The sequence below is a fragment of the Streptomyces sp. NPDC007917 genome (assembly GCF_042959105.1).
Taxonomy (GTDB): domain Bacteria; phylum Actinomycetota; class Actinomycetes; order Streptomycetales; family Streptomycetaceae; genus Streptomyces.
In genome coordinates, this window is the sequence record NZ_JBIBKK010000002.1 from 665,525 (window position 1) to 686,342 (window position 20,818).

Annotated in this window: 16 protein-coding genes and 1 pseudogene; 10 read left to right on the forward strand and 7 right to left on the reverse strand. The window is 70.8% G+C overall.

From position 1 onward, the window contains the following. The first annotated feature begins 32 nt into the window (after positions 1 to 32). From ACFZDL_RS05790 to ACFZDL_RS05800, 3 genes are read left to right on the forward strand one after another with little or no spacing between them, the layout of a single operon-like run. Complete coding sequence (locus ACFZDL_RS05790; RefSeq protein WP_353592116.1) at positions 33 to 788, forward strand: sugar phosphate isomerase/epimerase; 756 nt, start codon at positions 33 to 35, stop codon at positions 786 to 788. Next, on the forward strand, positions 785 to 1,444 hold the full coding sequence (locus ACFZDL_RS05795) for a ThuA domain-containing protein (protein ID WP_353592117.1): 660 nt from the start codon (positions 785 to 787) through the stop codon (positions 1,442 to 1,444). The genes ACFZDL_RS05790 and ACFZDL_RS05795 overlap by 4 nt, the downstream gene beginning before the upstream one ends. Further along, on the forward strand, positions 1,429 to 2,547 hold the full coding sequence (locus tag ACFZDL_RS05800) for a Gfo/Idh/MocA family oxidoreductase (RefSeq protein ID WP_353592118.1): 1,119 nt from the start codon (positions 1,429 to 1,431) through the stop codon (positions 2,545 to 2,547). The genes ACFZDL_RS05795 and ACFZDL_RS05800 overlap by 16 nt, the downstream gene beginning before the upstream one ends. A 347-nt stretch (positions 2,548 to 2,894) precedes the next feature. On the opposite strand, the gene ACFZDL_RS05805 is transcribed toward ACFZDL_RS05800, so the two are convergent. After that, on the reverse strand, positions 2,895 to 3,803 hold the full coding sequence (locus ACFZDL_RS05805) for a LysR substrate-binding domain-containing protein (protein ID WP_353592119.1): 909 nt from the start codon (positions 3,801 to 3,803) through the stop codon (positions 2,895 to 2,897). A 132-nt stretch (positions 3,804 to 3,935) separates the two neighbouring features. Here ACFZDL_RS05805 and ACFZDL_RS05810 point away from each other — a divergent pair, with 132 nt between their 5' ends. The 3 genes from ACFZDL_RS05810 (at position 3,936) to tcuA (ending at position 8,044) form a co-directional block, all read left to right on the forward strand. Continuing rightward, on the forward strand, positions 3,936 to 5,054 hold the full coding sequence (locus ACFZDL_RS05810) for a PrpF domain-containing protein (RefSeq protein ID WP_353592120.1): 1,119 nt from the start codon (positions 3,936 to 3,938) through the stop codon (positions 5,052 to 5,054). Continuing rightward, entirely contained in the window at positions 5,051 to 6,487 is a 1,437-nt protein-coding gene (gene dctA / locus ACFZDL_RS05815) for a C4-dicarboxylate transporter DctA (RefSeq protein WP_353592121.1), read from the forward strand. The genes ACFZDL_RS05810 and dctA overlap by 4 nt, the downstream gene beginning before the upstream one ends. Before the next feature lie 72 nt (positions 6,488 to 6,559). Beyond that, on the forward strand, positions 6,560 to 8,044 hold the full coding sequence (gene tcuA / locus ACFZDL_RS05820; RefSeq protein WP_353592122.1) for an FAD-dependent tricarballylate dehydrogenase TcuA: 1,485 nt from the start codon (positions 6,560 to 6,562) through the stop codon (positions 8,042 to 8,044). On the opposite strand, the gene ACFZDL_RS05825 is transcribed toward tcuA, so the two are convergent. The 6 genes from ACFZDL_RS05825 to ACFZDL_RS05850 all read right to left on the reverse strand — a co-directional run bounded on the left by ACFZDL_RS05825 (position 8,027) and on the right by ACFZDL_RS05850 (position 18,983). Further along, entirely contained in the window at positions 8,027 to 9,268 is a 1,242-nt protein-coding gene (locus ACFZDL_RS05825; protein ID WP_353592123.1) for a cytochrome P450, read from the reverse strand. The two genes, tcuA and ACFZDL_RS05825, sit on opposite strands and share 18 nt — an antisense overlap. Continuing rightward, on the reverse strand, positions 9,261 to 10,547 hold the full coding sequence (locus ACFZDL_RS05830; RefSeq protein ID WP_353592124.1) for a condensation domain-containing protein: 1,287 nt from the start codon (positions 10,545 to 10,547) through the stop codon (positions 9,261 to 9,263). The genes ACFZDL_RS05825 and ACFZDL_RS05830 overlap by 8 nt, the downstream gene beginning before the upstream one ends. After that, a complete protein-coding gene (locus tag ACFZDL_RS05835; protein ID WP_353592125.1) occupies positions 10,544 to 15,556 on the reverse strand; it encodes an amino acid adenylation domain-containing protein in 5,013 nt (1,670 codons plus the stop codon). The genes ACFZDL_RS05830 and ACFZDL_RS05835 overlap by 4 nt, the downstream gene beginning before the upstream one ends. Positions 15,557 to 15,712: 156 nt before the next feature. Next, a complete protein-coding gene (locus ACFZDL_RS05840; RefSeq protein ID WP_353592126.1) occupies positions 15,713 to 16,477 on the reverse strand; it encodes a class I SAM-dependent methyltransferase in 765 nt (254 codons plus the stop codon). Between the two features lie 220 nt (positions 16,478 to 16,697). Then, positions 16,698 to 17,732, reverse strand: coding sequence for an ABC transporter substrate-binding protein (locus ACFZDL_RS05845; RefSeq protein WP_353592127.1), 1,035 nt, complete (start codon positions 17,730 to 17,732; stop codon positions 16,698 to 16,700). A 669-nt stretch (positions 17,733 to 18,401) separates the two neighbouring features. Next, complete coding sequence (locus tag ACFZDL_RS05850) at positions 18,402 to 18,983, reverse strand: DJ-1/PfpI family protein (protein ID WP_353592128.1); 582 nt, start codon at positions 18,981 to 18,983, stop codon at positions 18,402 to 18,404. Positions 18,984 to 19,236: 253 nt separating this feature from the next. On the opposite strand from ACFZDL_RS05850, the pseudogene ACFZDL_RS05855 reads away from it, so the two are divergent. From ACFZDL_RS05855 to ACFZDL_RS05870, 4 genes and pseudogenes are all read left to right on the forward strand, one after another. Next, a pseudogene (locus tag ACFZDL_RS05855) lies at positions 19,237 to 19,335 on the forward strand (IS5/IS1182 family transposase); the annotation flags it as partial. A gap of 134 nt (positions 19,336 to 19,469) precedes the next feature. Beyond that, entirely contained in the window at positions 19,470 to 19,628 is a 159-nt protein-coding gene (locus ACFZDL_RS05860) for a hypothetical protein (protein ID WP_353592129.1), read from the forward strand. Next, complete coding sequence (locus tag ACFZDL_RS05865) at positions 19,625 to 20,110, forward strand: hypothetical protein (RefSeq protein ID WP_353592130.1); 486 nt, start codon at positions 19,625 to 19,627, stop codon at positions 20,108 to 20,110. Before ACFZDL_RS05860 ends, ACFZDL_RS05865 begins: the two co-directional genes overlap by 4 nt. 64 nt (positions 20,111 to 20,174) lie before the next feature. Next, a complete protein-coding gene (locus tag ACFZDL_RS05870; RefSeq protein ID WP_353592131.1) occupies positions 20,175 to 20,507 on the forward strand; it encodes a hypothetical protein in 333 nt (110 codons plus the stop codon). Positions 20,508 to 20,818: the final 311 nt, after the last annotated feature.

Genomic DNA, 20,818 nt, shown 5'->3' on the forward strand with positions numbered 1-20,818 from the left:
GATGTGCCGGCGTCATCGATGAGGAGAGTGAAATGCCGAGGGACGAGATCTCCCTTCAGCTGTACACGGTTCGATCGCCACTCGAGGAGGACCTGGAGGGAACACTGGCCCGCGTCGCTGAGATGGGCTACCGCGCCGTGGAGCCGTACGGCTTCGTCGACCGGGCGGAGCGGATGGCGGACGCGCTGACCGAGTGCGGACTGTCCGCGCCCACCGCGCACGCCGCGCTGCTCCGAGACGATCGAGTTCCCCTCTACTCCGCGGCCCGGCGCCTCGGGGTCACGACCCTCATCGTGCCGATGGTCGAAGCCGAGCGCTGGCAGACCGCCGATGACATCAAGGGCATCGCGCGGGACCTGAACCGCGTCGCGGCCGAGGCGGCCGACCACGGCTTCACGGTCGGCTACCACAACCACCACGTCGAACTCGAGTTGAAGCTGGGCGGCGTGCATGTGCTGGAGGTCCTCGCGGATCATCTGGCGGACGGCGTGGTCCTCGAGGTGGACACGTACTGGGCCGCCGTCGGAGGCGCGGACGTGCCGGCCCTGCTCGCCAGGCTCGGCGACCGGGTCAGGGCCCTGCACATGAAGGACGGCGACCGCTCGCGGAACAACAAGGCCCAGGTGGCGGTGGGCGACGGCGTCATCCCGGTCATGGACATTCTGGCCGCGGCCCCGAACGCGCTGCGCGTGGTCGAACTCGACGACTTCGAGGGCGACATCTTCGACCCGATCGCGAAGAGCTTCAGGTTCCTCTCCGGAACGCACCACACAGGAAAGCTGATATGACAGCCAAACACGCCCTCGTCATCCGCGGTGGATGGGCAGGCCATGTCCCCGTCCCCGCCAGCGACCGCTACGCCACCGCGCTCCGGGAAGCCGGCTACCAGGTCACCGTCTCCGACTCCCTCGACAGCTACCTCGACCAGGAACTGCTGGCCGCCACGGACCTGATCGTGCAGTGCTGGACGATGGGAGAGATCACCCGCGAACAGGTGGCCGGGCTGTCCCTCGCGGTCCGTGCCGGGACCGGATTCGCCGGCTGGCACGGCGGGATCATCGACTCCTTCCGTTCCCAGACCCACTACCAGTTGATGACGGGCGGCCAGTTCGTCCACCACCCCAAAGAGCACACCACCTACGAGGTTCGGCCGCTGCCCACGGCCGCCGGCCACCCGATCGCCGAGGGGCTCACCCCGTTCCTCGTGACCACCGAGCAGTACTACCTGCACATGGACCCGGCAGTGGAAGTGCTCGCGGTGACCGACTATGCCGCTGATCCCGAAACCCCCGAACTCGCCGACACCGTCATGCCCGTGACCTGGACGCGAGCCTGGGGCGCGGGCCGGGTGTTCGTCACCACGATCGGTCACAACCTGGCCGACCTCGAAGTACCCCAGGTCCACTCGATGATCATGAAGGGAATGGCATGGGCGACCCGCTGACCGCGCACCCGGAACTCCGCATAGGCCTCATAGGCGCGGGAAAGATCAGCAACGCCTATCTCTCCACCGTCTCGCGCCTGGGCAATCTGCGGCTGACCGCCGTCGCCGATCTGGACACCGAGCGCGCCGTGGCCGCCGCGGCCACGGTCCCCGGAGCCCGGGCCACCAACCTTGACGGGCTCTACAAGGCGGACGACGTCGATCTGGTCCTCAACCTCACCATCCCGGCCGCACACGCGGAAGTCGCCCATGCGGCCATCGACGCCGGCAAGCACGTCTACGGCGAGAAACCACTCGCCGCCACCACCGGCGAGGCTCGCGCCCTGCTGGACGCGGCCGCCGGCATCGGCGTCCGGGTCGGCTGCGCCCCGGACACCGTCCTCGGCACCGGCGTGCAGACCGCCCGCGCCGCGCTCGACGCCGGTGACATCGGCGTCCCGGTCGCCGCGACCGCCTTCATGGTCAGTGCCGGCCCCGAGCGTTGGCACCCCGACCCGGAGTTCTTCTACCGTCCGGGTGGCGGCCCCCTCATGGACATGGGCCCGTACTACCTGAGCACACTGGTGACCCTGCTGGGACCGGTCCGCCGGGTGGTGGGAATGGCCTCGGCCTTCCGTGCCGCCCGTACCATCGGCAAGGGCCTCCGAGCCGGAACGGAGATCCCCGTCGAGGTCGCCACACACGTCACCGGCGTGCTGGAACACCACTCCGGCGCCCTGTCGACGCTGTTGATGAGCTTCGAAGTGTGGGCCGGCACACTTCCCCGGATCGAGGTCTACGGCACGGACGGCTCACTCTCCGTTCCCGACCCCAACACCTTCGACGGCCCGGTGCGGCTGTTCAGAGCCGGCGCCCAGGACTGGGAGGACCTTCCGGTACGAGGCGGCTACCGCGGCGCCTCCCGCGGCTACGGCGTCGCCGACCTGGCCCGAGCCGTCACCCGGGGCGGACCGCACCGCGCCGACGGCGAACTCGCCTACCACGTGCTGGATGTGATGGAGTCCATGCTGGCCGCGGCTGAGAGCGGCAGGTCAGTTCGGGTGGGCAGCACCTGCGATCGGCCGGCCGCCGTACCCGCGGACGCCCGCCCCGAGGAGCAGTAGACAGCGGCGAAATCGGCGCACACAGCCACCCTGCCGGTGAGGCCGGGTTCGGGCTGGGCCGGCCCGTAGCCCATCAAGCGAAGGTCACCCGTCGGGTGGGCCTGCGCGGGCTGGGAAGCCGGTGTGGGGAGGACCGTGCGCACTTTTCCGGGCCCGGCGGTGGGACCGCCGGGCCCGGAACGGCATGCCCGTCCGGCGCGCGCCTCTCCCGGAACGGCGCGACAGGGATCCGGGAGACACTCATGCGCGGTCAGGCCCTGGTCGGCAGCTGCTCCGCGAGGTCGGAGCCGCGGCTCTGCTCTTCCTCGGGCGGCGGCGCTTTCCTCCGGCCGGTCAAAGTACCCATGTCATGACGCCTCGTCGGCCGCGGCGCTGTTGCGCAGGAAGTCCGCGAAGGCCTGGGCGGCGGGGGTGAGGGCGTGGTCGCTCATGCGGACGAGGAGGATGCGGCGCACAGGGGCGGGGGGTTGCAGGGGCAGGACGCTGACGCCACCTCGGATGCCTTGCAGGGCCAAGGTGGGGGCGAGGGCGACGCCGATGCCGGCGGCGACCATGGCCTGGGCCTCCTGGTAGTCATGGGCCTCGTAGGCGATCTGTGGCTCGAATCCGGCCGCGTGGCAGCTGCGGGCGAGGGCCTCGGCCACCGGGTGGTGGTCGGCGCGGGTGATCCAGGGGTCGTTCGCGAAGTGGGCGAGGGCGGCCGAGGGGTGGCCGGCGAGGGGGTGGTCCTTGCTGACGAGGAGGGCCGGGGGGTCGTCGGCGAGTGGGGTGACGACGATGTCCTCGCGGTCGATGCGGTTCCAGTCGTAGTCCCACATCAGGGACATCTCGATTTCCCGGTTCTCCAGCATCGCCCACAGGCCGACGATGCGGGCGCTGCGCACCGTCAGCCGTACGTCGGGGTGTGCTTCCCGGAAGGCGATCACGGCCCGGGGCAGGAGGGAGGCGCCGACGGTGGGGAAGGTTCCGATACGGAGGGTGCCCGCGCGCAGTCCCGCGAAGTCGGCGAGCTCGTTCTCCGCGGCCGTCAGCTCGCGCTCGATCCGCTCCCCGCGCTCGGCCAGAGCGCGGCCCGCGTCGGTGAGTGTGACACCCCGCGCATGGCGCTCGAGCAGGGGCTGCCCGGCCTCCGCCTCCAAGCGGCTGACCTGCTGGGACACCGCTGACGGTGTGTAGTTGAGCGCCCGCGCGGTGGCGGTGACCGAGCCCCGGCGGGCGACCTCGGTGAAGAGCAGGATGCGCCGGACGTCGAGCACGGCACCACCTCCAGCATTAACTTCAGCTTAATCCCCATGCAGATTTCCGAGATTGTACTTCACTCTCTCCGCGCCCACTGTGGATCACACCACGCACGGAAGTGCCGTCGGGGTTTCCACGAGGAGTCTGTTGTGTTGCGTCTGCAGGGCGAGATGATCCGCGGAGGAACCAGCAAGTGCTGGATCTTCGACCACCACGACGTGGTGGCGACCGGCCTGGACGCCGACGCCCTGCTGCTCGCCGCCTACAACGCCGCCGACCCCCGCCAGATCGACGGTGTCGGCGGTGCCTCCTCCACCACCTCCAAGGCCGCGATCGTCCAGCCGTCCCCCGCGTCGGGCATCGACGTCGAGTACGCCTTCGCGCAGGTCGGCATCGGTGTCGAGCGAGTGGAGTGGACCAGTAACTGCGGCAACTGCGCCACCGCCGTCGCCCTGTACGCCGTCCACAACGGCCTGGTGCCGATCACCTCGGACTCCACCACGGTGCGGATGCTCAACGTCAACACCGGGGCCCGCCTCACCGGCACCATCCCCACCCCGGGCGGCACGGCCCCCGACGAGGGTGGGGCCACGGTGCCGGGCACCGCCGCACTCGGTGTGCCGGTCCTGCTCGGCTTCGAGGACCCCGCCGGCACGACCACCGGCCGGGCCCTGCCGACCGGCCGCGCCCTGGACACCCTGACCGGGCCCAACGGTCCCGTCGAGGCGTCCCTCGTCGACGCCGGCGCCCCGGCCGCGTTGTTCGAGGCCAAGGCGTTCGGCCTCGACGGCACCGAGTCCCTCGTCGAGTTCGCCGCGGCGGTGCCCGCCCTCACGGCGCTGCGCCGTCAGGCCGCCCTCGCCATGGGCCTGGCCAAGGAGAGCGACCCTGTCAGCCACGCGGTGCCGAAAGTCGGCGTCGTCGCACGACCTGTCGCGTACCGCACCACCGATGGCACCCTGGTCGCACAGGACGAGTACGACCTGGCCGTGCGCATGGTCTCCATGCACGCACCCCACCCGGCGATCGGTCTCACCTCGGCCGTCGCCCTGACCACCGCAGCCGCCACCCCCGGCACCCTCGCCCACCGCGTCGCCCGGCAGACCGCCGACGGCACGCTGCGCCTGGGCACCCCGGCAGGTGTCATCACCGCCCAAGCCGTCCCCGCTCCGGACGGCGCGTCCCCCACGGTGCTGCTCCATCGCGCCGCCCGCCGCATCGCCCGAGCCGAACTTCTCGTTCCCGTCCTGGAAGGACGCCCCGCATGAGCCGCAACGACGCCGCCCCGGGTACCGTCACCGCTCCACCGCGCCGCCGCATCCGCAGGCTGCTGTCCCTGCTCTACGTCCAGTGTCTGATCGGCGTCCTCGCGGGGGCCGCCGTCGGCTGGCTGTGGCCGTCCTTCGGCGCCGATCTCAAACCCCTGGGCGACGGCTTCATCGCACTGGTCCGCATGATGATCGCGCCGGTCATCTTCTGCACCGTCGTCCACGGCATCGCCTCCATGGGCAACGCGCGCGCCGTCGGCCGGGTCAGCCTCAAGGCGCTGATCTACTTCGAGGTGCTGACCACCGTCGCCATGGTGATCGGCCTGATCGTCGTCAACGTCGTCCAGCCCGGCAGCGGACTGCACGTCGACCCTTCCACCCTCTCCACCAAGGGACTGCCACCGGAGGCGACCGCGAGCCACGAGAGCTTCTCCGCGTTCGTCCTCGCGATGATCCCGGACACCCTGCTCAGCGCGCTGACGGGCCACGAGATCCTGCCGGTGCTGCTGGTCTCGGTGCTGTTCGGCTTCGGCCTCAACGCCAGCGGCGACGCGGGGGCGGGGATCACCCAGGGCATCGAGAAACTGTCCCGGATCCTGTTCACGCTCATCCGCTGGATCATGCGGCTGGCCCCGATCGGCGCCTTCGGCTCCATGGCCTTCACCATCGGCAACTACGGTCTGGACACCCTGCGCCACCTCTTCCTGCTGGTCGGCTCGTTCTGGCTCACCGCGCTGTTCTTCGTCCTGGTCGTCCTCGGCGCCGTCATGCGCATCAACGGTCTGCGTCTGCTGCCCTTCCTCCGCTACATGAAGGAAGAGCTGCTGATCGTCCTGGGCACCTCGTCGAGCGAGCCGGTGCTGCCGCGCATGATGGCCAAGCTGCAGCACGCCGGCGCCTCCAAGCCGGTGGTCGGCATCACGCTGCCCGCCGGGTACTCCTTCAACCTCGACGGCACCGCGATCTACCTGACCATGGGCTCGGTCTTCCTCGCCCAAGCCCTCGGCATCGACCTCAGCCTCACCCAGCAGCTGTCGATGCTCGCCGTCATGCTGCTCACCTCCAAGGGCGCCGCCGGAGTCACCGGCTCCGGCTTCATCGCCCTGGCCGCCACCCTCAGCGCCGTCCCCCACGTCCCCGTCGCCGCCCTGGCGCTCATCTTCGGCATCGACCGCTTCATGTCCGAGGCACGCGCCCTGACCAGCGTGGTCGGCAACGGCGTCGCCACCCTGGCGGTGGCCAAATGGGAGGGACAGCTCGACGAGGAGCGTGCCAAAGCCGTCCTCCGTGGCGAGATCCCGTACTGCGCTGCTCCCGGGGCCGACGACACCCCCGAGCCGCAGGCCGCCTCCGCACCCGGCACGAAGCCCGTGGAGGCAGGTTCGGCGGCAGGGGCCGGAACGGACCGTGACCCCGTGGCCGCCGTCGGCTGACACCCCGTACACGCCGGTCCGGAGGACGTCCTCCGGACCGGCTCCTCCTCATGATCAGGAGCACTCGCACTCATGACAGCACCCTGGGACGTCATCGTGGTCGGCGGCGGAAACGCCGGCCTCTGCGCCGCGCAGTCCGCCCGACAGGAAGGAGCCCGGGTCCTCGTACTGGAGAAGGCCCCACAGCAGTGGGCCGGCGGCAACTCCTACTTCACCGCGGGCGCCATGCGCACCAGCCACGGAGGTCTCGCCGACCTCAAGGCCCTGGTGGATCCGGACGCACAGGGCCGCTTCCCCTTCACCGACCTCGCCCCCTACACCGACGACGACTTCCTCGACGACATGGTCAGGGTGACGCGCGGGCGCACCGATGCCGACCTCGCGCGGATCCTGGTCGGCGAGTCCCGCGCGACCATGGACTGGCTGCGCGACCTGGGCCTGCGGTTCGAGCTGATGTACCACCGGCAGGCGTACGAGGCGGACGGCCGTCAGCGCTTCTGGGGCGGCCTGGCGGTCGGCGTCGTCGGTGGCGGCAAGGGGATGATCGAGCAGCATCTGGCGGCCGCCGAGCGCACAGGCGTGCAGATGCGTTTCGACAGCCCTGTCACCCGCCTGGCCACGGCATCCGACGGCACCGTCCAGGGAGTGGTGCTCGCCTGCGGAGACGTACTGGAATCCCGTGCCGTGGTCCTCACCACCGGCGGCTTCGAGGCCAACCCGCAGATGCGCGCCGCCCACCTCGGCCCCGGCTGGGACCTGGCCCTGGTACGCGGCACCCCTCACAACACGGGCGACGGCATCCGTATGGCCCTCGACGCCGGCGCCCAGCCGCACGGCCACTGGAGCGGCTGCCACGCCGTCGCCTGGGACGCCGGGGCACGGCCGACCGGCGACCGTGAGCTGACCAACCAACTCACCCGGGGCGGCTACCCCTTCGGCATCGTCGTCAACACCGACGGCCGCCGCTTCATCGACGAGGGCGCGGACTTCCGCAACTACACGTACGCCAAGTACGGCGCCGAAATCCTCCGCCAGCCCTCAGGCACCGCCGTCCAGATCTTCGACGCCAAGGCCACACCGCTGCTGCGCCCCGAGGAGTACGCCTCGAAGGACGTCACCAGCGTCACCTCCGACACGGTGCGCGGGCTGGCCCGAGAACTCGGCATGGACGAGGACCGACTCGCCTCGACGATCGAGGAGTTCAACTCCGCCGTCACCGACGGCACGTTCGACCCGACGGTCAAGGACGGCAGCCGCACCGAGGGCATCGAGCCGCCCAAGTCCAACTGGGCCCAGCCCCTCGACACACCTCCCTACACCGCCTACCCGGTCACCTGCGGCATCACTTTCACCTTCGGCGGGCTGCGGATCGACCCCGACGCACGCGTCCTCGACACCCGCGGACGGCCCGTCCCAGGACTGCACGCGGCGGGGGAACTCGTCGGCGGGCTCTTCTACTTCAACTATCCGGGTGGCTCGGGGCTGACCGCCGGGTCAGTGTTCGGCCGGAGGGCCGGCCGCTCGGCGGCGGCCACCGCGTCAGGTCGGGCCAGGTGAGCCCGATCGTGTGGACCGGAACCGCGAGCCCCAGGTGACCGGTAACGCGTGCACACCGAGGAGGTTTTCGTCGAACTTGAACGGCACCTGCGCGAAGTCGATGGCGAGCCGCAGATCGGGCAGGCGGCGGAACAGCGTGGTGTAGGCGACGTCCAGTTCGATCTCGGCCAGCGCATGGCCTGTGCAGTGGTGCACGCCCAGCCCGAGGGCGACATGCCGCCGCGACGGGGTGCGGCGCAGGTCGAGGCGGTCGGGTTCGGGGAAGACGGTCTCGTCACGGTTCGCCGAGTCGATCTGGATGAGCACACCCTCTCCCCGGCGGATGAGCGTCCCCCCGATCTCGATGTCGTCGGTGGCGGCGCGCTGCCTCGCGTTGTGCGACACGGTGACGTAACGAAGGAGTTCCTGGACCGCCGTCGTGTGCACGGTCTCGTCGTCGCTGCCGGTCAGCACCTCGATCTGCTCGGGGTGGCGCAGCAGTGCGGCCACCCCCGTCGCGATCATGTAAGCGGTCGGGCCGTGGCCGGTGAAGAACAGGCCCTGGAAGTCGGCCGCGGCGTCCGCTTCGGACAGTTCACCGGTGTCCACGTGGGCGCGCACGAGCCGGCCCATGAGCCCGTCGCCCGGGTCGGCGACCAGTGCGCGGAAGTACGCGTCCATCTCGGACCGCGCCGAGGCGACTCGCTCGGCGGGCGCCGTGCGGGAACCGAGGACGCGGCTGAGCTCGTGCAAGCGGCCGCGGTCGGCGATCGGGACACCGAGGAACTCGCAGATCACCTTGATGGCGAAGGGCAACGCGAACGCCTCGACCAGGTCGGCCGGACGGGGTCCGGCGAGCATGGCGTCGATCTCCCCGTCCGCCACGCGCTGGACGAAGGGCCGCAGCTGCGCCATCCGGCGCGGGGTGAACTCCCGGATCATCATCGCCCGCCCGGCCGCGTACCGTTCCTCGGGGCGGGACGGGAAGAACACGGCGCCCTGGCCGCGCAACCGCGACGACGGTGAGGTGTGCGGGAAGCCGGGCGATGTGACGTCCATGGTGAGCCGCCGGTCCGTCAGCGCGCGCCGGGCGTCCTCGTAGCGGGTGATCAGCCATGGCGTGCTGCCGTCCCACGCCCGTACCCGCGTGGGCGACGCGGACGCGCGGAGCTCGCGGCACTCGGGCGGCGGGTCGAGCGGGTGCCGCGGATCCCTGGGAAGCGGGTAGGCGGGTGACTCAGCCACGGATGTGTCCTCCGGGTGGTGGGACGAGCGCGCGCAGTGCGGACACCGGTGTCCTCGGCCGGGCCACGACCGTGTGCAGGACGGCCTGGTAGGCCTTGAGCAGCGCATCGATCTCGGGATCGCGGTAGCGGGCGGTGTCGTACTCCGCCCAGACCGTACCGGCGCCGTCGGGGGTGTCCTCGACGCGGACGGCCAGGTCGAACTTGGCCGTGTCGAGGACCGGGAGCTCGGCCGTCTCGCAGCCGTCGAGACGGAGTTCGCCGACGCTGCCCGGTGGATGATGCGCGAAGATCGCCTGCACCCAGGAGGTGCCGTCCGGGTCGTCCGGGACGCCGAGCGCGGCCACCATCTCGTCGAGCGGCAGGTCGCGGTGTCGGTAGGTGGCGGCCGTCGCCTCGGCCACGCGCCCCAGCAGCACGCCGAAAGGGGGGTCTTGGGTCAGGTCCACCGGCAGCAGCGAGAGGGTGGCGAAGAATCCGAGGACACCGGCCACTTCAGGGCGGTCGCGGCCCGCGACCGCGAGGCCCAGCAGCACCCGGTCCTGACCGGTTCGCCGGGTCAGCGCGATCGCGCACGCCGACGCGAGCACCGTGAACGCGGTATGGCCGTGGGCGGCGCCCAGGTCGCGGATGGCGCGCACCAGGCCGGTGTTCAGCGCCACGGCCCGGCGTCTGCCCCGGCCGGGCTCACCGGTGGGGCCGGTGTCCGCGTCGGGTGGCCGCCGGTATTTCTCGAGCGCGCCGCGCCACCAGCGGACGAGTTCACCGGTGCGCTCCGGGGTCAGCCGCTCGGCCTGCCAAGCCGCCCAGTCGACGTACTGGACGGCGAGTTCGGGCAGGGCGGCGGATTCGCCGCGCAGCGCTGCGCGGTAGCAGGCCGCGAGCTCGGTGAAGAACACGTCCAACGACCAGCCGTCGGCCGCCAGCAGATGCACAAAAAACGTGACCTCGTGCCGGTTCGGGCCGGTCGGGCGTACGTCCACGCGCAACAGCGGTCCGCGAGCCAGGTCGAAGGCGCGCGGCCGGGGCGGCTCGGAGACGATCCGCACCGGCACCGGCGCATCGGGACGGATCTGCTGTACGGGCCCGTCGAGGTAGACGGTCCGCAGCGGTTCGTGCCGCCGTACGAGCGCTTCGACCGCGGTGCGCAGCGCCGCCACGTCCAGGGTTCCGGTCACCGCGAACGTGCGCAGGGTGCTCTGCCGGTGTCCGCTGGGGTCCCGCGTGTGGCGCGTCCAGACGGCCCGTTGTGCGGCCGACAGCGGGAACGAGGCGCTCAACGCGGAATCCTGGTGATCTTTTCGCCCTGGGTGGGCGCCGACTCCAGTGCGGAGGCGAGCCCGGCGGCGGTGGGTTGGGCGAGTACCAGGCCGAGCCCGACCGCGCGGCCGGTCGCGGCGGCGACGCGGGAGGCGAGCCGCATCGCCTGTAACGAGTGCATGCCGAGCTCGAACACATTGTCGTGCACGCCCGGCCGGACGCCCAGCACGTCGGCGGCCGCGTCCACGATCAGCGTCTCCAGCGCGGTCCGTGGCGCGGTCGGTTCCACCGGCCGCGGCGGCAGTCCGAGCGCCCGCACGTCGACCTTCCCCACGGAGTTGACCGGCAGCCGCTCGTGCGGCACGACCACGCTCGGCACCAAGTGGCCGGGGACCTCGGCGGCGAGGGCGCGCCGGACGGCGGCGCCGGACTCCGCGCTCACCACATGCGCCACCAGCCGGTCCGCGGCGCGGTCCGCCACGACGACCGCGTCCCGCACCATGGGCAGCGCCAGGAGCGCCGCGCGGACCTCGGCGGGCTCCACCCGGAACCCGCGGATCTTGACCTGGTCGTCGGCCCGCCCGGCGAAGTCGAGCAGCCCGCCGTCGAGCCAGCGCCCCCGGTCGCCGGTGCGGTAGAGCATTCCCTCCCCGAACGGGTTCGGGACGAACCCCGGCGCCGGTCGCACATAGCCACGCGCCACCACCGGGCCACCGACGCAGATCTCCCCCATCACCCCGGGTGGCACCAGCCGCAGGTGCTCGTCGAGCACGTACACCGAGGTGTTCGGCAGCGGACGCCCGATCGGCACACGCGGCTGGTCGGCCGGGCGCCACTCGTCCATCGGCATGCCGGTGACGATCACCGTGGTCTCCGTGGGCCCGTACGCGTTGACGACGGAGGTGATCCCCCTGGCGGTCAAGTCCTTGAGCGACTCCGGCGCTATCACGTCACCGGCGACGAGTAGGCTCCGCAGCCCGCGGACCGCCTCGGGCGCCTCGGCGACCAGTTCGTGGAACACCGCCGTGGACAGGGCGGCGTGGCTCACCGTGGGATTCGCCAACTCGCGTGCCAGGTCGAGCACATGCCAGGGAGGCGGCAGGAACCGCACGGTCGCGCCGCTCACAAGCGGGCCCCAGATCTCCAGGACGGACACATCGAACGCCATGGTGGCGACCGCGAGGAGAGTGTCGCCGGGGGCGAGATCGGTGACACCGCCGCCGTACAGGCGGGCCGCGACCGAGCGATGCTCGACCACGACGCCCTTGGGCCGGCCGGTGCTGCCGGAGGTATACATGACATAGCAGGCGTCGGTTCCGGCGCCGACGGGCAGATCGCCACCGGTCTCGGGAATGTCCTCCAGCACCACGGCGATCGCGCCCGCGGGCAGGTCGGCGGCGAGCGCGGCGGTCGTCACGACCACTCTCGCTCCGCAGTCGGCCATCAGGGCGCCCATCCGGGCCGGCGGGTGCGCCGGATCGAACGGCAGATACGCGGCGCCGGACTTCAGCACGGCGAGTTGCGCCACGACGGCCTCCGGCGAGTGCGCCACGCGCACCGCCACCACGTCGCCACCGCCGAGCCCGGACCCTCGCAGATGCCGGGCCACCTCATCGGAGCGCGCCCCCAGCTCGGCATAGGTCAGCGGTTCCGGGCCCGCCACGGCGATCGCGTCCGGGGTGTCGCGCACCCAGCGGGCGACCAGGTCCGGCACCCACCACGACGGCGGCTCGGCGTGCCTGCCCCGCCCCCACCCGAGCAGCCGCGCGCGGGTGCGCTCGTCCATCGGTGAAAGTTGTGACACCGGCGTGTCAGGCGCGTCAGGCCCGTCCACAAGAGTCAGCAGCAGCGTCTCGAAGGCCGTCAGCAGATGCGCGCAGAAGGATTCGTCGAACAGGTCGGCGTCGAACTCCCACGCCAGCGTGATGCCCTGCAACGCGGAGCGCGAGCTGGGCAGCACCGGCCCGTCCGACCGCGGGATCGCGATCAGGTCACCCGCGAGCCGCGAGATGCGACCGGCTTCCGCGTAGCGGGGCACCGCGATGACGGACATGTCGAACTTGGCCGATCCGTTGCCCACGCCCTCGACGACCGTCACATCGAGCGGCGTCGGCCGCAGCGGCCCCAGAGGCGAGTCGTGGAAGTTGAACATCGCCTGTACCAGCGGGCGCGCCCCGTCTCCGTGTCCGGCCGGTGACTCGTCGAAGATCAGGTCGTAGGGCAGCTCCTGGTGTTCGTACACGGCGAGCGACCGCTCGTGGATCCGTCGCAGGAACTCGGTGAACGTCGGATCGCCGTCGAACCTCCCCCGGAACACCACGGTGTTGACGAACATGCCGAGTACGTCCTCGGTCTGCTGCCATCGCCGGTTCGCCACCGCGGACCCGACCAGCAGGTCACGGGATCCGGTGGTGTGGTGCAGCAACACGAAGAACGCGGCCAGCAGAGTCGTGAACAGGGAGACGTTGGAACGTTCGGCGAGATCCGCGAGGCGACGGGCCGGCTCGCCGTCGATCTCGAGCCGCGGCGCGCGGCCGCGGAAGCCGGTGGCGCGGGCCCCGGCGCGGTGCGGCAGCCGCAGCACGGTCTCGGCGCCGTCGAGCTCCGCCCGCCAGAACGCCCGTTGCGCCTCGGCCTCCGCGGACTCCAGCCACTGCCGTTGCCAGCGCGCGTAGTCGTAGTATCCGACCGGTGGCGCCGGACGGCTGATCTGGCCGTGCGCGAGGTGTTCGGAGTAGCCGTCCAGCAGGTCGCGCACGAACACATGGAACGACCAGCCGTCGTGCACCAGGTGGTGTTCCACACACACGAACACGTGCTCCTCGGCGCCGAGCCGCAGCAGTGTCCAGCGGTACGGCGGCTCGTGCACCAGGTCGAACGGCGCGCCCAGTAACTCGCGCACCGCCGCCCCGACGGCCGCGGCCTGGTCCTCGGAACCGCTCAGGTCCCGGACCTCCAGCGCGACCGGCCGGGCTTCGTCGACCACACAGTCCAGCTCGCCGTCGGCCTCGATGAACCGGCTGCGCAGCACATCGTGCGCCCGCACGAGCTCGGTGAGGCTCGCCTCCAGCGACTCCAGGGACAGCTCCCCGGCGAGCCGGAACACCGACTGCGCGTGGTAGGCACGGGCGTCCGGGCTCAGCCCGTGCATCAGCCACACGCGCCGCTGCCCGGACGACGGTTTCGGCTCCGCACCGGGCCGGGGGCCGCGGTCGGTGGCCTCGCCGCCGATTCCGGCCGCGATTCCGGCCGCCGTGCCACACTCCAACACCGTCCGCAGGGCGACCTCGACACCCAGCCGCGCCCGCAGCCGGGCCACGAGCTGGGTGGCGAAGAGCGAGTCGCCTCCGAGGTCGAACAGGTCGTCGTGCACACCGACCCGTTCCGCGCCGAGCAGTTCGGCGGCGATCCGGGCCACCCCGGCCTCGGTCTCGTTCCGCGGGGCGTCGCTCTCGCGTGCCGCCCGTCCCGGCCGGGGCAGGGCGGCCCGGTCCACCTTGCCACTGATGGTGAGCGGCCAGCGGTCGACCAGGACGACCTCGTCGGGCACCACGTACGCGGGCAGTGTGGCCGCCAACGACGCCCTCAGCTCCTCAGGGTCGGCGTCGGTGTCGGCGATCACGTATCCGAGCAGCCGCGGCTCACCCCGCCGGTCGAGCACCGCCAGCGCGTCGCGCACACCGGGCAGCGCCGCGAGCGCGCCTTCCACCTGACCGAGCTCGACGCGCGCGCCACGCAGCTTCACCTGGTCGTCCACGCGGCCGAGGAATTCGATCGACCCGTCGGCGAGCGTGCGCCCCAGATCGCCGCTGCGGTAGAGCCTGCCGCCCGCGGGGTCCGGGATGAACCGTTCGGCGGTCAGCTCCGGCTGCCCCAAGTAGCCGCGGCCCACGCCGAGTCCGCCGATGCAGATCTCCCCGACCACGCCCGGCGGAACCGGGTTGCGTTCCTCGTCCAGGATGACGACGTGGCAGCCCGCGATCGGGCGTCCGATCGGCACACGGCTCCGCTCCGTGCCGACCGAGGTGTGCAAAGTGGCGCAGATGGTGGTCTCGGTGGGGCCGTAGCCGTTCACGAACCGGTGGTGCGCGGCCCACTGGCGGGCGGTCTCCGGCAGGCACACATCACCGATGCTCATCACCACGTCCAGCTCCGGGAACCGGCCCGGCCGCAGCGTGCGCACCACCGCGGCCGGCAGCACCGCGTGCGTGATGCGCCTGCCGGTCAGCACATCCGCGAGCGGATCGCCGGATAAGTGCGCGCTGCCCAGCACCTCCAGCCGGGCGCCGTTGGACAACGCCATCAGGACGTTGAACAGGGCGGCGTCGAAGGCCGGGTGCGGGAACTGCAGGACCCGTGAGCGCGCCGGGACTCCGCCGAGGTACTCGCGCTGCGCGTGCACCAGGTTCACCAGGCCGCCGTGTTCGATCATGACCAGCTTCGGTGTGCCCGTCGACCCGGAGGTGGCGATCACATACGCCAGATCCTCGGGAGCGTTCCGGTCCTCGACCGGCTCGGCGGCCCCGGGCACCTCGTCCAGATGCGGAAAGCCGGGAATCGGGGCGCCGACCACCAGCGCGACCCCGGCCTGTCGGGCGACGCCGGCGAGCCACGCCTCGGGGTGCGACGGGGACAGCGGCAGATACGCGGCTCCGGCCCGCCACACGGCGAGCAACGCCACCACGAACGCCATACCCCGGTCGAACACAAGCGCGACGATCTCGCCCCTGGTGATGCCGCGCCTCACCAGCGTGGCCGCGAGGGCGTTCACCCGCGCGTCGAGCTCGCCATAACCGACCTCGGCCACACCGTCGGACAGCGCCGTCCGGGACGGATCGGCGGAACACCTCTCCGCGATCATCGCGCCCGCCGAACGCCACCTCTCCCGGGCGGCGGGAATCGCGTCGGGCTGCCGGTCCGGTGCGGTGAGCGGACGGGTGGTGGCCCACGGCGAGAGCCCGCGTAAGCCGGCGAGGAGGCAGTCGTACTCGGTCCCGGTGGACAGCCGGGGCAGCTCAGATTCGGGCACGCGACCGAGTGTAGGCACGAGGGCGCCGAGGCGGCGTGTGGGGCTCGGACCCGCGGTCCCGGACGGCTGCCCACACAGACCGCCGTCAAGAAGCTCGTGCTGCGCCTTGCCCGTGAGAACAGCCCATGTGCCGGCGCTGTGTGGTGCGCACGGTCCCTAGGGCATTCCGGGAGGGACGGGCTCCGCGGTACCGCGCCGCGCCACGAACACGAACTCCCTGCCCGGCCGGTCGGGTGCGTCGCGTACGTCCTCGACGACGAAGCCGTGCTCGTGCAAGTCCCGCTCGATCTCCGTACGTTCACGGAAGCGAAGTGTCGATTCCGAAATCAGTACCTCCCCGTCCGCAGCGAACACGTGCGTACCCCGGAAGCTCACCAGCGGCAGGCTCACGTCCGTCAGCTCGGCCCAGGTCTCGACGTGGCCGACGCCCGGGATGTCCGTCATGCGGTACGTGGTCTCGCGCGTCCACTCCGCCCACTCCTCCCACACGCGCCGCGCCGGATCGCGCGTCTCGAAGACAAGCCGCCCGCCGGGCCGCAGCGCCTCGTACGCGCCGCGCAGCGTCGTACGCCACGCCTGCGGATCGGCGATCGCCTGGGCGACGTTCCCGGTCATCGTCACCAGGTCGACCTGCAGGGGTGGCAGGTCCCCCGCGTCGCCGTCGAGCCAGCGCACCCGCTCCGCGCCCGGCTTGCCACGCGCGACGTCGACGGACGCCCGCGCGGGATCGATCCCGGTGACCGTAATCCCGCGCTCGGCGAGCAGCAGCGCGAACACGCCCGTGCCGCACCCGACGTCCAGCACGGACCGCGCCCCGAACTCCTCCGCCATCGCGAGATACGCGTCGAGATCGCTGCGGTCCGGATCGAGTGGGTCGTAGATGGCGGCGAGGCGCGGATGCCCGAAACATGCGTCAACCATGGGGTCGAACGTATGTGGTCCCGCCCCGCGTGGCCACTGCTTTCCGGGTTACGGCGCGGGTCCGCCGTGAACAACGCTGAAATCCTCGTGCTTCGTCATGAGGTCGCCGTGCTTCGCCGACAGGCCGAGCGGCGTCGATCCGCCGCTGATCGCCACGATCATGGTGCCGATCAGCGCGAACCGAGCAGGAGCGGGAACACCAGCGGAGTCCTGAGCCGGGTCAGAACGCTTCCGGGTGCAGCAGCTTGGCGATCTTCGCCACCGCCAGGTCGTTGCTGGGGCCCAGGTACATCGAGTCGGACAGCGTCACGTACGTGTTGTTCTTGGCGGCCGACCACTGGGGGAACTCCTTGAGCAGCTTCTTGGCGTAGGCAGCCGGATGGGGGTCGTTGTAGCTGATGACGACGAGGGCGTCGACGTCGGTGGCGGCCACCTTCTCCTTGCTCAGGTCGGCGAAGGTGGTCTTGGCGGTGTTCTCGAAGGCGTTGGAGCCGCCGGCCTTGGCGAGGATGTCGTTGACAATGCCCTTGCTGAAGACCGAGCTGAAGTCGTTGCCGCCCATCACCATGTTGGAGAAGAGCACCATGACCTTCGGCTTCTTCTCCCCCTTGACCTTTTCGGAGACCGCCGCGATGTTCTTCTGGGAGGTGGCGATCAGCTTCTCGGCCTTGTCGCTGACGTTGAAGATCTTTCCCATGTCGCGCAGCAGCTGGTAGCTGTCGGCGACGGTCATCTTGGAGGGGTCGTCGTCGCAGCCCTGCGGGGAGACGTAGCTGTTGGCTCCCACCTGCTTCAGCTGCTCGCGGGTGGCGAAGCCGTTCTTCTGGTCGAAGCCGTAGGTGGTGGCGGACAGGACGAGGTCGGGGCGCAGGCCGAGCATGGCCTCGCGGGGGATGTCGTAGGCCTCGTTGACCTTGATGTCGCCGGTGGGGAGGGCCTTGATGGCGGCAGCCCGGCCGGCGACCTCGGACATGCCGTAGGTCTGCTGGTTGGCGACGATCTTGTCCTGAAGGCCGAGGGCGAGGAGTGTGGAGACCTCGGCGACCGAGGCGCCGTTCATGACGACGACCCGGCTGGGGTCCTTCTTGAAGGTCTCGCTCCGGCCGCAGTTCTCCAGGGTCACTGGGTATCCGGTCTTCGGGCCCCCGGTCGTCTTCGTGCTCGTCTTGTCGTCGTCGGAGGAACCGCCGCATGCCGCTGTGAGCAGACAGAGGACTGCGGCCAGAGCGGTGGTGACTGGCCGGTTCATCGGCATGCGGGCTCCCTGCGTGCGCAAAACATTCATGGGGCTGAAAGTTGTCTTTCAGGTAGTAGGGCCGAAGCGGTCCCGAGTTCCGGGGAATTCCCCGCTGTTCCGTGGGGAGTCGCCGGACGGGGCTGCCGTCCGTTCCGGGGCGGGGTGCACACCCGCTGTCACGCAGTGGTCGAGGAAGTGGAAGGCCAGGTCGCGGTCGACGGCCGCGCAGATGGTGCCGCTGTCTTCCGGGTAGGTCGTTGCGGACGCGGTCGGTGTGGACGTGGCCAAGGCGCGGGTCGGCCGGCGTGTCCGGCTCCGAGGTCTCCGTGGAGTCGAAGAAGGCGAGGGTCGTGTCTCGACACCGGCCGAGCGAGGCAGTTGCTCCCGCCACCGCGCCGGCGGCAGTCGCCTTCTTCGTCGTGCTGCCGGACCGCATACGACGGGAGCGGCCCGCATCGACCGATTCAGCCCCACCCGCGATTCGTCCGGCGCACAGCTGATTGCCAGCGGTGGGACGTCAAAAAGCGCCGGTCGGTCTCAAAAGCCGGTTGGACTGACCAACGAGCCCTTGCGCACGTCGGTGGCCCGCACCCACCCGACAAGTGTGTGCAGGCCACGGACGAGTTCCCCGCGGGCTGCCGGTGCGCTGAGCCGGGTTCGGCGAGGATGTTCCACACGCGACGGCGATCAGGAGCTTCGCCAGACGACGCCGCGCTGCTCGTACTCCATGATGGACTCGACGCCGATGGCGATGGATGCTCCACACTCGCGGGTGATCATCCATAGCGCCAGATCGATTCCGCTGGTGACACCGCCCGCAGTCACCAGGTTCCCGTCGTCAACGACTCGTGCGTCGATCACCTTGCCTCCCTGGGCGGCCAGATCGGCCTTGGCCAGGTGGTGTGTCGTGCACGGACGGCCTTTGGTCAAGCCTGCTGCGGACAGCACCATGACTCCTGTGCAGACACCGGCGACGATGACTCCTGCCTCCTGTGCCTGTACGAGGTTCCGTAGGACATCTGGATCGTGGATCAGCTGGTCGCCGCCGCCCGGCACGATCAGAAGATCGGTGTTGGTGGGCTCCCATGCGGTCGGCACCGTGATTTTAGTGCCGAAGAAGCATGTGACCTCGCCAGGAGCCGATGGCCGCACCAGTGTCGTCTCTACCTGACCGCCCGCCTGCACGGCGTGCCCGAGAACGTCACGCGGCCCGATGGCGTCCTGCTCCTCCACCCCGTCGTACATGAGGATCTGAACACGTAGAGGCATCGGCCTTGTCTCCTTGGCTGGTGAAGCGTCCGCGGACGCTGCGATGGTCCCGACCCGAACCGAGACCGGCAGTCGCGACTGGCAGTTTGAGCAGGTTCCTGCGCTCCAAAAACGCGTCGCATCGAGGAGCCCGTGAGCGGCACGACGTTGCTCATCTTCGTCACGTCCGACCCTCATCGCTCTTCGGGAGTAGCGCTGCCTTGCTTATAAGTCGGTCGCGCCGGCCGCACAGTTCCCGTCCAGCCCCGACTCAACCCCCCACTACGAACGCGACCCCCGCACCTGCCTGGTCTTCCTCGGCCTTGCCGCCACCCTGTGCTGCTACAAACGCCTCGCCGGACTCACCTCATAGGAGTCTTGGATTTTGCGCCGTCAAGCCATTCACGTCACACGCTCGGACCCGAGACTCCCGCTTCGCCGCCTACCGCGACGACCTCGGCCTGGATGCGGTCCTGGACTCCCACTCGCTGCGAAGGTCCTCTGCCGGTGCTGGCCGCGCTCTGCGACATCTACGAGCGCACCCCGGCAGACCTGATCGTCACCAAGGCGGAGAACGCCGTCATCCGCAAGGTCACCACCGGCGACACGGTCGTCGACCTGTCGGCGGTCCGTCCCAGGCGCGCCCGCATCCGGCCCCAAGGATGAGCCGCACCCTCGTCCGCGCCGAGGACCTGTTCTGCGCGCGATGGCATCGGGCAGTGCGGCTGGGGACGCACCACTGGCCCGAGGGCTGCCTCTGCGCGGGCTGCTTTACCCGCGCCCTGGGCCTGCACCCGCCCAACCAGCTCATCACGCTGGGGCTCGGGGCTCCGCTGTCCCTCGGGGCACTGACCGCCGGAGCCGTGCTGACGCCGTACCCGGCCGCGGCGGGGATCGTGTTCCTGCCGCTGATCTATCTCGCCGTCCTCGTCGCGTTCGGGGCCGTCGTGGCCGTTTGGTGCTGCCCGGGATTCATGACGGCGTCCCGTGTCCTCGTCCGGCTGCGGCGCACCTTCGACGGGCGGCTGAGCGACCTCCTGCGGGACACGGCCGCCCTGCTCACCGTCGGGCAGGACGACGACACGCTGAGTCTGTCGTTGGAGCGCCGCCTGGACAGACTCCACGCGGCCGACGAACGGCCGTCGTGATCGCGCCCGCCACCTGCTGGAACTGCTGGAAGCCGGTGCCTACCACGCACGGAGTCTGGCCGCCGTGGCCGGGCGCCTCCCGGAGGGCGACGGCGCCGAGTACGCTACTCGGGTCACCGCGGCGGCCGACCGCGTGCAGGAGAGGGTGACACACGCGATCCGCATCACGAGTCGTCGACCGGGCACCGCCTCCCACTCAGCGCGCCCCAAGGTCACCAGGGCGCTGTCCCTGCTCTCCGGCGAACGGCGTATGCGTCGCGGCCGACCGTCGCCCGAACAGCGCCTGCTGCACCACATCGACCGTCTCGACATGACCTTGATCGCGCTCATACGAGCCTTGACCCCGCCCGCGCCGGGCGCCGAACACACCGTGGTCAGGACCTCCCGCAGCGGCTGACCCAGTCCCGCGACCGCCGGGTCGGCCGCGACCCGCTGCTCGTGCACCGCGGCACCTGTACGCCTGCCGGGCCCGTCGCGCGGAGGCCTGGACGCCCCTGCTCGTCCGAGGGAACAGAAGCGGCACCTTGTCCGGACGGGCTCGGGGCCACGACCTGGGCCGATGCACGGCCTCTCCAGCTCTTGCGTCGCCCCCGGACCAGTCCGAGGACCGCTGTGTCCAGATGCAGTCACATGACTCATACCGTGGCACGCCCCGGGCGACGCACCATGTCTGAGCAGGGTCGTTCACGGAACGGACGCGTGCCGGGG

Coding starts and splice junctions, on each gene's coding strand:
- ACFZDL_RS05790 (WP_353592116.1), top strand. CDS start 33: ATGCCGAGGGACGAGATCTCCCTTCAGCTGTACACGGTTCGATCGCCA.
- ACFZDL_RS05795 (WP_353592117.1), top strand. CDS start 785: ATGACAGCCAAACACGCCCTCGTCATCCGCGGTGGATGGGCAGGCCAT.
- ACFZDL_RS05800 (WP_353592118.1), top strand. CDS start 1,429: ATGGGCGACCCGCTGACCGCGCACCCGGAACTCCGCATAGGCCTCATA.
- dctA (WP_353592121.1), top strand. CDS start 5,051: ATGAGCCGCAACGACGCCGCCCCGGGTACCGTCACCGCTCCACCGCGC.
- tcuA (WP_353592122.1), top strand. CDS start 6,560: ATGACAGCACCCTGGGACGTCATCGTGGTCGGCGGCGGAAACGCCGGC.
- ACFZDL_RS05840 (WP_353592126.1), bottom strand. CDS start 16,477: ATGGTTGACGCATGTTTCGGGCATCCGCGCCTCGCCGCCATCTACGAC.
- ACFZDL_RS05845 (WP_353592127.1), bottom strand. CDS start 17,732: ATGCCGATGAACCGGCCAGTCACCACCGCTCTGGCCGCAGTCCTCTGT.
- ACFZDL_RS05850 (WP_353592128.1), bottom strand. CDS start 18,983: ATGCCTCTACGTGTTCAGATCCTCATGTACGACGGGGTGGAGGAGCAG.
- ACFZDL_RS05865 (WP_353592130.1), top strand. CDS start 19,625: ATGAGCCGCACCCTCGTCCGCGCCGAGGACCTGTTCTGCGCGCGATGG.